The organism is Neorhizobium sp. P12A (genome assembly GCF_008365395.1).
Taxonomy (GTDB): Bacteria; Pseudomonadota; Alphaproteobacteria; order Rhizobiales; family Rhizobiaceae; genus Rhizobium.
On sequence record NZ_QOVX01000017.1, the window covers coordinates 91,580 to 103,999 of the forward strand.

General features: G+C 60.9%; 7 protein-coding genes and 1 tRNA gene. 2 read left to right on the forward strand and 6 right to left on the reverse strand.

Features of this window, described 5'->3' with window-relative positions; genetic code table 11:
- Nucleotides 1-14: 14 nt before the first annotated feature.
- Together DTW90_RS29325 and DTW90_RS29330 are read left to right on the forward strand one after the other, a co-directional pair.
- The gene (locus tag DTW90_RS29325; RefSeq protein WP_132525012.1) at nt 15-1,568 is read left to right on the forward strand and encodes a TROVE domain-containing protein; all 1,554 of its coding nucleotides are present in this window, start codon (nt 15-17) and stop codon (nt 1,566-1,568) included.
- 1,199 nt (nt 1,569-2,767) lie between these two features.
- Entirely contained in the window at nt 2,768-4,186 is a 1,419-nt protein-coding gene (locus DTW90_RS29330) for an RtcB family protein (protein ID WP_132525010.1), read from the forward strand.
- A 55-nt stretch (nt 4,187-4,241) separates the two neighbouring features.
- On the opposite strand, the gene DTW90_RS29335 is transcribed toward DTW90_RS29330, so the two are convergent.
- The 6 genes from DTW90_RS29335 to DTW90_RS29360 all read right to left on the reverse strand — a co-directional run bounded on the left by DTW90_RS29335 (nt 4,242) and on the right by DTW90_RS29360 (nt 12,105).
- Nucleotides 4,242-5,393: a VWA domain-containing protein gene (locus tag DTW90_RS29335; RefSeq protein WP_149342952.1), complete on the reverse strand. Its 1,152-nt coding sequence runs from the start codon at nt 5,391-5,393 to the stop codon at nt 4,242-4,244.
- Nucleotides 5,390-7,720, reverse strand: a complete 2,331-nt coding sequence (locus DTW90_RS29340) for a DUF5682 family protein (RefSeq protein ID WP_149342953.1) — start codon at nt 7,718-7,720, stop codon at nt 5,390-5,392. Before DTW90_RS29340 ends, DTW90_RS29335 begins: the two co-directional genes overlap by 4 nt.
- Nucleotides 7,720-8,802 carry an AAA family ATPase gene (locus tag DTW90_RS29345; RefSeq protein ID WP_149342955.1) on the reverse strand — a complete coding sequence of 361 codons (1,083 nt, stop codon included), beginning with the start codon at nt 8,800-8,802 and terminating at the stop codon, nt 7,720-7,722. The genes DTW90_RS29340 and DTW90_RS29345 overlap by 1 nt, the downstream gene beginning before the upstream one ends.
- Nucleotides 8,795-10,207, reverse strand: coding sequence for a DUF5691 domain-containing protein (locus DTW90_RS29350; RefSeq protein ID WP_149342957.1), 1,413 nt, complete (start codon nt 10,205-10,207; stop codon nt 8,795-8,797). The genes DTW90_RS29345 and DTW90_RS29350 overlap by 8 nt, the downstream gene beginning before the upstream one ends.
- Nucleotides 10,204-11,586, reverse strand: coding sequence for an SWIM zinc finger family protein (locus DTW90_RS29355; protein ID WP_149342959.1), 1,383 nt, complete (start codon nt 11,584-11,586; stop codon nt 10,204-10,206). The genes DTW90_RS29350 and DTW90_RS29355 overlap by 4 nt, the downstream gene beginning before the upstream one ends.
- Before the next feature lie 442 nt (nt 11,587-12,028).
- Nucleotides 12,029-12,105, reverse strand: a tRNA-Met gene (locus DTW90_RS29360).
- Nucleotides 12,106-12,420: the final 315 nt, after the last annotated feature.

The following is a 12,420-nucleotide window of genomic DNA, read 5'->3' on the forward strand; positions in this document are numbered from 1 at the left end:
CAAGAGGTGCTGCCATGGTGAACAAGGCAATCTTCAAATCCTACTTCGGCAAGCTCATCGCCGGCACTAATACCGTGAACCACGCGGGCGCTCCAGCCTATGCACTGACAGCGCGGGAAGCCCTGGCGCAATATGCGGTTACGGGAACGTTCAACGATACGTTCCATGCCAATGCCGGCGAACAGCTCGATGCTGTCGTGAAGCTCGCAGCCGAAGTCGAGCCGGAATTTCTGGCCAAGGTGGCGATTTACGCTGCCGAGAAGGGTCACATGAAAGATATGCCGGTCATGCTTCTGGCCATGCTTTCGGCCCTTGAAAGCGATGCTTTCGCGCGCGCCTTTCCGAAGGTGGTAAAGAGCGGCAAGATGCTGCGCGGCTTCGTGCAGGTCATGCGCTCGGGTGCCACCGGTCGTAAGTCGCTCGGAACGCGCCCGAAGAAGATGGTGCAGGCATGGTTCGAAACCCGCACGGTGGACCAAATCCTCCATGCGATGGTCGGCAACGACCCGTCGCTGCCGGACGTGATCAAGATGGTGCATCCGAAGCCGAAGGACGAGGCGCGCGCAGCGCTCTACGCCTGGGCGATCGGCAAACCGTACGACGTAGCGGCCCTTCCAGCGGAGGTCATGGCTTTCGAAGCCTTCAAGCGGGATACGGCCCTGCCGCTCCCGAATGTGCCGTTCCAGATGCTGACATCGCTTGGCCTGAGCAGGGAGCAGTGGGCGGAAATCGCACTCAAGAGCTCCTGGCAGATGGCCCGCCAGAACCTCAACACATTCGCCCGAAACCATGTCTTCGAGGTCGATGGCGTTGCGGAAAAGCTGGCGGTTCGGCTTGCCGATCCTGAAGCGGTGCGGAAGGCCCGTGTCTTCCCCTACCAGCTGATGGTGGCCTGGCAGATGGTGGATCCATCCGTCCCCACAGTCGTCAAGGACGCGCTGCAGGATGCGATGGAGACTGCGATCTCCGCGGTCCCGACGGTTTACGGCAATGTCGTGGTCTGCCCGGACGTGTCCGGCTCCATGAGTTCGCCGGTGACCGGTCACCGAAAGGGCGCAACCACCGTCGTGCGCTGCATCGATGTGGCCGCCTTGGTGGCTGCTTCCTTCCTGCGGCGCAACCGCAACACGCGGGTCCTGCCGTTCGAGAACAACGTGGTTCACGTCGACTTGAACGGTCGGGATAGCGTGATGACCAACGCGGCCAAGCTTGCGGCGGTCGGCGGCGGCGGAACGAATTGCTCGGCACCGCTCCACCTGCTGGTGAAGGAGAAGGCCAAGGTGGATCTCGTCGTCTTCGTCTCGGACAACCAGTCCTGGATTGATGCGGCGGGCCAGGGCCAGACAACGGCGATGATGGATCAATGGGCGCAGATCAAGAGACTGAATCCGGCTGCGAAGCTGGTCTGCCTCGATATCCAGCCCTACGTCCAGACCCCGGCAACGGGTGCGGACATCTTGAACATCGGCGGCTTTTCGGATGCCGTTTACGGCGCCATCGAAAGCTTTGCGGCCGGCAAGTCCGATGCAGGCGAATGGGTCCGTACGATCGAGACGATCGATCTTTGAGCCGTATCTGCCCTGAAACCGGCTTCGGTCTTCGGAAAGCAAGATGCAACAACGAGAATGTCCCGCGCTGAGTAGTGACGGCGCGGGATACGGTGACGAATGCCGGATGGAACTACAGGCTGTTACCCTCCAGGTCGCGGGTTCGAATCCCGTCGGGTCCTCCAATCCATGGACCCGTAGCTCAGCGGACAGAGCAGGCGTTCCCCCACTTTTCGTCGTCGCGGACGAATTTGGACCATGCATGGCGAATGCCGGAAGAGACTACATCCCGAAAGATGTCTCTTCTGAATTCCCGTCGCATGACTAGAAGAAGGATGACTGAGATACCATGGCGAATGCCGAGGAAACTACATGTACGGAGGTTCGATTCCTCCCTGAGCTTTATGCTCCGTCGCTCAGTGGTCGAGCAATGATGTTTCCGCAAAACTCGTCGCCATGGCTGTACGAAGAATGACTGGAATACCGTGGCGAATGCCGAGGAAACTACATCGGTAACCCCTTTGGGGCGCGGGTTCGAGGCCCGCCTTGCGGAAAGGCCGAAAGGCATGGAAGCAGGATGTTTGCTCACTATTGGTCGCCACGGCCGAAATTGAAACACAGCGGCGAATGCCGGACGAAACTACAGCCACCATATCCACGGATGGTCTGTTAGGTTCGACTCCTATCCTGGGCAGCGCTCTCTGGCACGAGCGGGGCCATCCGGTTTCGTCCAAACTTGTCGCCGCTGCAGAGGAATACCCGGCAAATGCCGGCAGGATTACAGGTAGAGCGTCCCGTCGATTTCGGCGGGAAGGTCGGATGTTCAAGTCATCCCGTATTTCGAAGGAAATGCGTGGCTCAGTTCATGATCCTGTCACCCTTGTTGCCGGGACAGGAATGCATGAAGTGCCCCGGCAAATGCCGGCAGGACTACAGGATAGAGCACCCCGCCGAGCATAAGGCGGGGAGGTCGGATGTTTCGATGCATCCCCTATCGCGAAAGCATTGCGTAGCTCAGTAACTGTCTTGCCGAATCTTGTTGCCGGGATGCTGAGACGAACCCGGGCGAATGCCGCCCCGGGACTACAGGGGCCGCATTGCGTCATCTGGCATGAAGTGCGTGTGGTGAGATGGTTCCGGGGCAAAAGCTAAGAGGCTAGATTGTCGCCCGGTTGGTGTTTAAACGAACGAATAGAAGGACTGCGAACGCAGAAAAGAAGATGATTGAAGTGGTAAGCGGACAGGATCTGATCAACGCGGGCATGCCGCAGGGCAAGTGGTTTCGCCCGGCGCTGGATGCGGCCAACCAGGTCCTGAGCGAAGGTGGATCGATGGATGCAGCGCTCGCCGCTGCCCGGGCTTTCCAGCCGGGGCCGACGCTGGCGCTCCGCACGGAAAGCGATATCGACATTTATTCAAACATCCGCGCCGAAAACGCTTTCGAACAGGACAATGTCGAGAAGGTGAACGCGACGATGCGCGAGCTCGTCCGCACGCCGGTCGTGCGCGCCGCAGCGATCATGCCGGACGCCTGCCCGGCCGGACCGGTCGGGACCATTCCCGTCGGCGGTGTCGTGGCGTCGGAAGCGATCCATCCCGGCATGCATTCGGCCGATATCTGCTGCTCGATGGCGATCTCGGTTTTTCCGGGCGTCGATCCGAAGGCGCTGCTGGACGCCGTTCATGCGGTCACGCATTTCGGCCCCGGCGGGCGCCCGCGCGGCGCGCAGATCAAGCCTTCCGAGGCGGTGCTGTCGGCCTTCCAGCAGAACCCGTTCCTGAGGGACGGAGCGCTTTCGGCCGGGATCGAGCATTTCGGAACGCAGGGCGACGGCAATCACTTCGCCTATGTCGGCACGATGAAATCGACTGGCGAGACGGCGCTCGTGACCCATCACGGATCGCGTGCGCCCGGCGCCCGGCTCTACGACAAGGGCATGAAGGCGGCAAACAGGGTCCGCGAGCAGCTCTCGCCGGAAACCCATCGCGACAATGCCTGGATTCCGGCCGATACCGAGGAAGGCGATCTCTACTGGACCGCTCTTCAGGCGGTGCGGCAGTGGACGAAGGAAAACCATGCGATCATCCACGACATGGCGGCGGAAAAGCTCTCCGCCAAGATCGCCGATCGCTTCTGGAACGAGCACAACTTCGTCTTCCGGAAGTCGGACGGTCTCTTCTACCACGGCAAGGGTGCGACGCCGGCCTTCGACGCTTGGGCCGAGGACGCGACCGATCTGACAATCATTCCGCTCAACATGGCGGAACCGATCCTGATCGTTCGCGGTTCGAACGCTGCCCATGGCCTCGGCTTCTCGCCGCACGGCGCCGGTCGCAATTTTTCCCGCAGCGCCCATATGCGGCGTCTCGCGGAGGAATATGGTGCGGATGCTCGCGGGCTCAGCCCGAACAACATCGCCGACATACTGGCGAAGGAAACGACGGGGCTCGACGTACGGTTCTTCTCCGGCTTCCCGGATATTTCCGAGCTGCCGGGCGCTTACAAGTCGGCCACCAATGTGCGGGCACAGATCGCGCATTACGGCCTGGCCGAAGTGGTCGACGAGGTGCTTCCCTACGGGAGCATCATGGCCGGCGACTGGCAAAAGAACGCACCGTGGCGGAAGAAGCGCCGATAAGAGCAAGCAAGGGCGGCAGATGCCGCCCTTGTCTATTTCATTCTTGTCCGATTCATCATTGCGTGCCGCGCACCAGCTCAATGCCGTTCGCGCTCGCCCACTGCCCGACATTCTGTTTTGTCAAAGCCGTCGCCATCAGATCGGGAAACTGATCCGGCGTGCAGGCAAAAACCGGGCAATCCATCGCAGCGATCGCGCCGGCATGGCGACTGTCATAGCTCGGCCGGCCATCATCGGAGAGCGCCAGAAGCACGATGACGTTGACGCCGGACTGTTTCAGCGCCGCCAACCGCGCCAGCATGGCGGCGGCATCTCCGCCTTCATAAAGGTCGGTGATCAGCAGCAGATGCGTCCTGCTCGGCCGATCGATCTTCGTTTCGCAATAGGCAAGGGCTGCATTGATATCCGTGCCGCCGCCGAGTTGAATGCCGAAAAGCACCTTGATCGGATCGGCCAGGTCCTCCGTCAGATCGACGATCGAGGTATCGAAGCAGACAAGTTTCGTCGACAGAACCGGCAGCGAGGCCATGACCGCCGCAAAGATCGATGCGTAAACGACTGATGGCGCCATGGAGCCCGACTGGTCGACGCAAAGCATGACATGGTCGAGATCGGCGCGCGTCCGCGTTTTGCGGGCAAAGCCGACCAACGTCTCCGGCACGACCGTATTGTAGTCCTTCTGATAATGGCGCAGGTTGGTGCGGATGGTGCGTGGCCAGTCGATATCAGCATGGCGCGGCCGATGCGTTCGCTGCAGGCGGTTCACCGCACCGTTCAGCTTCTCCACCGTCTTGGACTGCAGCCGCTTCATCAGGTCCTCGACGACCTTGCCCACCACCATGCGGGCGGTTTCCACGGTCTTGTCAGGCATCGCGCCGCGTAGCGAAATCAGATCGGCGACAAGATGGACGTCCGCCTCCAGCGTTTCGAGGAACTCCGGTTCCATCATCAGCGCCTTGAGATTGAGGCGCTCGAAGGCGTCCTTCTGAATGACCTGCACAACCGGCGTCGGAAAGAACTCGCGAATATCGCCGAGCCAGCGCGAAACCTTCGGCGAGGACGCGCCAAGCCCGCCACGTCCCTTCTTGCTATCGGAATCATAAAGCGCGGACAGCGCCCGGTTCAAGCGCTGATCGCGCTCACCAAGACCCTCCATGTCGTCATCGCCAAGAGCAAGCTTCCAGCGACGGATCCGTTCAGATGTCATCCGCTCATTCCCAGAATTTGTTTCAAAAGCGGCAGCGCGCGTTCGAAAGCAGGGTTATCCTCGGTTTCCACCGGCATGGCCGAAGCTTCTTTTCGACCGCCTGCGATGCGCTGCATGATCCGCTTGCGGCCGCTCGCATCGAATCCGGTCAAAGCGCGCCGCAGGAGCGGCAGGCTTTCGACGAACACCTCTTCATCCAGCCCGCAAAGCCATTCGTCGATCAGGAAGAGCAGCGTCTGGTCTTGGATCAGCACTTCCGCCGATCCTGCGATGAACGCTTCGACGAAGGAACCGGCTCGCGCCGGCGTTTCGCCGACGATCTGTCGCGAAAAGGCAGCCGATACCTGCTGTTCGTTCCAGAGGCCAAGGTCATGCAGCCGGCGCAAGCTGAAACCGACGACCGGCGCAACAGCCTGCTCGTCATCGACGAGAAGCGCAAGTTGTCGACGCCATTCCTCCAACAGCGCGGCATCGCCGAAAAAACCAAGCGCCTCGTCATATGCGCGCATGGCATTCATGCGCTTCGACGTCGCGTCGTCATCCAGTTGGCGCGAACCGATGCGCACACCGGCATTCACTTCGGCGCCGAGTGCCGTAACCAGCGCTCGAAGTTCGGGTTCCGGCAGCTTGCGGGCCGTGCCGTAGCGTACGATGCGCACCAGCGGCGCCACCGCATTCATGAGATCGGTAATGTCATTGTTTAATACAGCCGCCGCCTGCAGAAGATCGATGCAGGCGCCAGCCGCCTCGGGAAGATCTGAGACCAGCGCGCCACGCACCAGCTCCGAAAGCGCTGCTATGCCTTCCGCCTTGCGGCCACGGTCTACTGTGGCCACTGCTGCAGCCTGCTCGATCGTCAGGCCCCAGACAAGCGCCTCCGCCAAGCCGACCGACATCTCGGGAGACCAGGTAAGGCGCCAGATCTCACGATAGGTGCCACGCCCGGCTTGCGCATCGATCAACCGCCCCCAATGAATGCCGAGGAGGTTGAGCCGGTGGAGGAAGGTCGATTTGAGAAGGCCCGCCTCGCTGCGCAAATCGAGCTTGATCTCGCTGGCCGCCTCGTCCGGTTTCAGCCGCGTCTTCTTGCACCAGGCCTCGAAATCCTTGGCGAGCGGCATTTGCGGCACGGACTCATCAATCTCGCCGATCCGGTCGCCGATATAGAGCTTTCGCTCGATCATCGCGAGTTGCATGTCGTCGCCATGACATAGCGAGGAAAGCGAAGCGTCCCGCATTTCGGGAAGGCCTGGCACACTCAAGCCCCGCATGCTGGCAAGTCCTAGCGCCAACCGTGCCGCCTCGATCGCCGAGGCCGTCGAGGCATCATACCCTTCCTGCCGCAACAGGGCGGCGGTCCGCGCCTGCCAGACGGCGGCGAAGGCTTCTGGCCCCTCGTGACGATCGTTGGAATAAAGGCTCCAGAGGTGTCGATACCAGCCTGGAGAGATAACGCCGGCACCATAACCGGAAGCGTAGCTCAGGCGCCCGTCGCTCCAAGGCGCCCAGGTCGCCTCCGCCTTGATCTTCGGCAGATCCTTGATGAGGGCGCGATCCTCGGCAACCGTCGTCTCTTCCCGAAGGCCGCCAATATGCCAGGCACCGACCACGGCGGCGACCTCGCCTTCATGGTTCTTCAGCGCATCGCGGATATGCCCCCGCATGAATGCCTCGCGGCGCTTCTCGCGCAACCGTTCGGCTTCGCTGATGCCGCCGGCCTCGGTTTGATGCTGACGCGTCTCCGTCATTGCGTCTTCGATGGCGGCAAAGATATCGAGCGGCGACTGGCCGCCGCCATGCTGTTCGATCAATCCGTTCCAGAAGGTCTCACCATCGCCGTAACCAGCTGCTTCCGCCAGAAGATCGAGCGGATCGAGCCGACGAGCCGGCCCTTCGGAAGCTGCCAAATCTTCCGCCTGCTCCTCCTTGTCACTCTTCCGCGCCTCTGCTGCCTTCTTTTCCAGATCAGCAAGCGCTTCTTCGCGCGCAGCCTTGGTGAGTGCCAGAGAAACGGAAGCCGGCCAATCGATGAAGCGAACGGGGCGGCGACGGGCGAGCGCCCACTGTATGGCAACCCATTCCGGCGAGAATTCCGCAAACGGTGCAAAGACGGCGTTCGCGGCCTCATCGGCGGCGTAAAACAGCATGGCGAGCGGCGGCTTCATGCCTACCAGGCCGGCATACTGGATCAACGCATCGCCCTCCGGCGATCCCTCGATCAGCACACAGGCCGGATCAAGAGCGTCGAGCGCCCCTTTGAGGAGCGCCGCCGAGCCCGGTCCGTGATGACGGATACCGAAAAGATGCGCCTTCCGCTTCGCGGCCATCAGATCACCTCGCGAATGGCCTCGTAGAGATCGCTCCAGCCATCACGCGTCCGAACCACGGTTTCCAGATATTCCGACAACGCCACGCTGTCTTGCACCGGATCCTTCACCACCGCGCCAACGATGTTTGTAGCAAGCGCCTTCGCATCGATTCGCCCATCGCCAAAATGGGCGGCTTCCGCCCAGGCCGAGACGCCGACGGAGATGGCCTCCGCCGTCGAGAGCGTGCCTGTCGATGTCTTGAGCTTGGTCTTGCCGTTCAGCGTCCTGCCATCGCGGATTTCGCGAAACAAAGTGACGACGCGGGCAAGCTCCTTGTCTGCCGGCCGGATCGGCGGCAGACTGAGATTGGTGCCGATCTCGCCGACGCGCTTGACGACGATCTGGGTTTCTTCATCGAGCGAGCTTGGCGACGGCAGCACGACGACGTTGAAACGCCGTTTCAGCGCCGAGGACAGATCGTTGACGCCCTTGTCGCGATTGTTGGCCGTGGCGATGACATTGAACCCTCGCTCGGCGCCGATGGCGATATCGAGCTCCGGAACCGGCAAGATCTTTTCCGAAAGCACGGTGATGAGCGTGTCCTGCACATCCGAGCCCATGCGGGTCAGTTCTTCGAGCCTCAGCAGCGTGCCCTCTTCCATTGCCCGAACCAGCGGTGTCTTGACCAAGGCTTCCGGCGACGGGCCCTTGGCAAGCAGCAACGCGTAGTTCCAGCCATAGCGGATCTGGTTTTCGTCCGTGCCCGCCGTGCATTGGATGAGGCGCTGCGACGAACCGGAGATCGCTGCAGCCAGATGTTCCGACACCCAGGATTTCGCCGAGCCCGGCAGACCGAGCAGTAGTAGCGCGCGGTCGGTTGCCAGCGTTGCGACAGCCGTTTCGATCAGCCGGCGATTACCGACATATTTGGCGGAGATCTCGGTTCCATCGGAAGCCTTACCGCCGAGCAGATAGGTCACAACCGCCTGCGGAGAGAGCTTCCAGTTGCTCGGTCGCGGGCGGTCGTCGCCCTTCGCGAGCGCGGCCAATTCGCCCGCGTAGATTTCTTCCGCGGGGCGACGAAGGTGGGCTTCAGGCATGGGCGGTCTCCAGGCTATCCATAAGATCAAGGAAAAGAACGGCGTTGCCGATTTTGGCGGGATCGAGCGCGGCAAGCTCCGCGCGCAAGGCCGGTCGCATTGCCGGCGGGCACATGACAGCCGCACTGTCTAGAACGTCTGCTTCGTAGCGGGCATTTTCCCTGCGAAGGGCAAGCCACGGCTTGGATATCAGAAGATCGCTGAACATGCCGTCTGTCGCTTCTGCGCTTAAAAGCTCGGCCATGTGGCGAATGATCAATGGCGTCGTATCGCTTTCCCAGCTGTTCGGCCGGAAGACATGGCCAATCCAGGCTCGTCGCATATCCGGGTCGTAATCCGCCAGTGCCTCGGCATCCTTAGAGATAAAGGAAGCCCAGCCATCGGCGAGATGGCGTTCGGTGATCGTCTTCACAACATCGAGCCGCTTGTCCTGCGTCGCCATGAGCAAAAGGGCAAAAAGCAGATCGCTCTGCTTTTCCGCCGCCGCGACCATGGCATCTACCGACAGCGACAATGCACCGGCAAGCGTATCAAGGCCGATCGGACCAAAGGTCTCATTAAGCCAGGCCATCTTCGTGTGATCCCGCACGGTCGCCGGCAATTCCAGCGTAAGGCTGGTCTTCTTGAAAACCAGCCCGGTTTTCGACACCTTGATACGCGCTAGCACTTCGCGCAAAGCAGGATTGTCGCCCTCGAAACCGGGCAGCTTCGCGAGCAATCTCTGCGCCAGCGCACGAATACGCAGCGCGCGATCCTTTTCGAGGCTTTTCAGGAATGGCGCATCCGCTTCGGAAAGATGCTCGCGGAGAGCTCCGAGCAAACGCATTCGGCTATCCGCGGTCTCTGTTCCCCAAGCCACCTCGACAAGCGCACGCGCGGCTTCCCGATCGGTAGCCCGGCGGACGCCAATATATCCCGCCTTGATCGCCGGCGTCGCAAGCATCCAGTTTTCGTCATTCAGGCGATCGGGTGCAAAATAGTTCTGCTTTTGCGCAGCCGGCTTTTCCCGTTCCGAGAAGGCAAGTGCCTCCGCGCCGAGATTTTGCGCATGCGCCTTCACGAAGGCTTCGAGTTTCGGCAGATCAAAGGGATGCGGCCGCAATTTCCGTTCTGCGAGTTTTCGCACGATCATGGAAGACAGCTGCGCTGACCCTTGGTTCTTGCCCGAAAACAGGCGGATCAGAAGCTTCCTCGCCGCGTCAGGCATGATCGCGACACTATCCGTGACCGCTTCCTCGACATGAAACCTGGCCGGATACACCGGTCGGTCGAACCGCAGGACCTGGGCGGCCAATGCGAGAGCCTGCAAGGGATCGGTAACGCCGATGGTATCGAGCGGCAGGCCATCGCGGGCGCCGGCGAGAAGTTTCAGCAGGATCGCAGTCTTTAGAGCCGACACAGTCATGCGATCCACCGCCCAAGCGCCGTTTCCGACCAGCAAAGCGTCAGTTCGTTACCGTCCCAGAGGGCCGCGCCGTCGATCGCTTCCAACTGCAGGAGCGGCCAGGTCGCTGTCGATTGCGACTTGGCCAAAGGCAAGCTGATCTCATTGTCGCTTAGATAGATATCGTCGCCCCACCGCTTGACCCGCGCCCCGCGGAACATCAGCGGATACTCGCCGAGCCAGGGCTTTTTGATCAATGCTTCTTCATACAGGCCATAGGAGGCCGACAGGTCTTGAGCCGGAAGAGCCAAAGGCGCATCGGAAGAATTCGCGCCCGTGATCTGGCCGGCGATAAACGCACGCAACGGTACGCTCGACGGATAAAAGACCAGTTCCGCCTCGAAGGTATCACCCACGCTGTAACCGCTCGAGGACGCGCCTGTCGACACCGGGACATATTCGATAAGCACGGCTTGCTGGTCGCTGCCCTGAAGCCAGGTTTCGATCCGGCGCAACTTGTCCGGCTGCACCTCGTTGCGGATCGCCCAGACCCGCCATATGCCCGAGACGTGCAGAGCGTTCCTATCTGCCAAGAGTGCCTCGCGCGTCAGATTCCAGCCGATTAACTGCCTGATATCATGGCGCAGGGGTTCGGAAAGATGGTCCTGCCGACGATAGGCTTGAGCCGCCAGATGCAGCGTGCCGAGCTCTCGCACGGCGGCGATCGGGCGCTCGACCTCAGGAAAAGCAAACAGTCGGGCTGGCATGCCATCCACCCGAAGCGCCAGGCCAGATGCCTTTGCGTCAAACAGGCGCTGCGCCATCACCCGACAAGCAGATGAGGCCTTTGTCGGGAAGGCTGCGAGCCCGCCATCCATCTGATCGACAAGCCAGGTATCCAGTTCGTCGAGACCCCCGGCAATCGAGGCCTCGCGTTCAAGCCGACTGCGCTCACGGGTAGCGGCAGCACGAGCTTCCGCCCGGGGGTCGGTGACAACTTCCGTTTCCTCGATGTCAGCGATCGAGGCCTTCGGCTTGTCGGCAGTGGCGGTCGGCGCGACGGCGGATGGTCCGCGACGGCGCGAAAGCCAGTCGTTCACCCAATCCGGCGCTGTCCCGATCGCAAAATCGACCTTGCCCTCGACCCGCATCCACATCAGCGCCAGCGCATGCTTGCAAGGAAACTTGTGGCTGGGACAACTGCATTTATAGCCGGCGTCGGCCTCGGTTACCGAAATCCTGTATGGCGTGGCGCCTGAACCCTGGCACTCGCCCCAGATGAGGCCTGAACCATTCTGGGCAATGGCCGGCCAGTTCGAAAGCTTCAGAAGCTTCTTCGCCGCCGCCAGCGAGCCCTGATCCGGTGCAACCTCTTCAATCTTCGCCAGAGTTAGACCCAAATGAAACCCCCGCCCCTGCTACCCAGATCCATGTCGTATCAGATTGATATCGTAAAAGGCATAATCGCCGCGCACGACGCCAAGTTGACGAAACCTGAGCAAATCAAAACCTGAGCGAATATGGAATCGCTTTATGATGAGTGACGGGAGAAGTGACAAGCTACCTGCCCAATCTCTCACGCGAAATGGCGACAGGGATGAGCAGTCTTTCGACAACGGTTACGGATGGCGGGCGCCTTGCTTCCGCTTCAGCCACTCGACAGCAACGGCGGATCCCATCTGCATTAAGATCCACCCGGATTGATCCTGCGCACGATCCTTGGGCGCCTTCGTGTTCCGGTCCGCGTGCCTTTGAGCTGCGGTCTCGCCGTGGCAAGCGCAGCTTTTGTGCCAGGGATAACGGCTGGCCGGCGATGGGATGCGGCTATATTTCGGGGGATATTGGTTGCGGGGGCAGGATTTGAACCTGCGGCCTTCAGGTTATGAGCCTGACGAGCTACCGGGCTGCTCCACCCCGCGCCAGCGTAAATCCCTTTGGGATTTATCGCGATAGCGTCACCGCGTGAGCGGTGATGCTTACTGCCTGAGCAACTTGCGTAGCAAGTTGTCTCATGTGAGGGACGCAGCATCAGCTTGCCTGATCCATCCGTCCATCTGCCGGAGCCAATTGCGGAGCAATTGGTCTCCTGTAAGGGACGCACCATTATAGACCCGGTGCGCCGATCTTTCATTTCATATGTTCTGCGGCAGGCCCCAAAAGCAAAAGGCCGCTTTCGCGGCCCGATGATTTCGGCTTGGGCCGAGGCGTGTCGAGAAGATTGTTTGTTGCGTTTG

Bases quoted from the DNA above. Each gene is read 5' to 3' on its own strand.
- DTW90_RS29335 (WP_149342952.1), bottom strand. From the start codon at position 5,393: ATGACATCTGAACGGATCCGTCGCTGGAAGCTTGCTCTTGGCGATGAC.
- DTW90_RS29350 (WP_149342957.1), bottom strand. From the start codon at position 10,207: ATGACTGTGTCGGCTCTAAAGACTGCGATCCTGCTGAAACTTCTCGCC.
- DTW90_RS29340 (WP_149342953.1), bottom strand. From the start codon at position 7,720: ATGGCCGCGAAGCGGAAGGCGCATCTTTTCGGTATCCGTCATCACGGA.
- DTW90_RS29345 (WP_149342955.1), bottom strand. From the start codon at position 8,802: ATGCCTGAAGCCCACCTTCGTCGCCCCGCGGAAGAAATCTACGCGGGC.
- DTW90_RS29325 (WP_132525012.1), top strand. From the start codon at position 15: ATGGTGAACAAGGCAATCTTCAAATCCTACTTCGGCAAGCTCATCGCC.
- DTW90_RS29330 (WP_132525010.1), top strand. From the start codon at position 2,768: ATGATTGAAGTGGTAAGCGGACAGGATCTGATCAACGCGGGCATGCCG.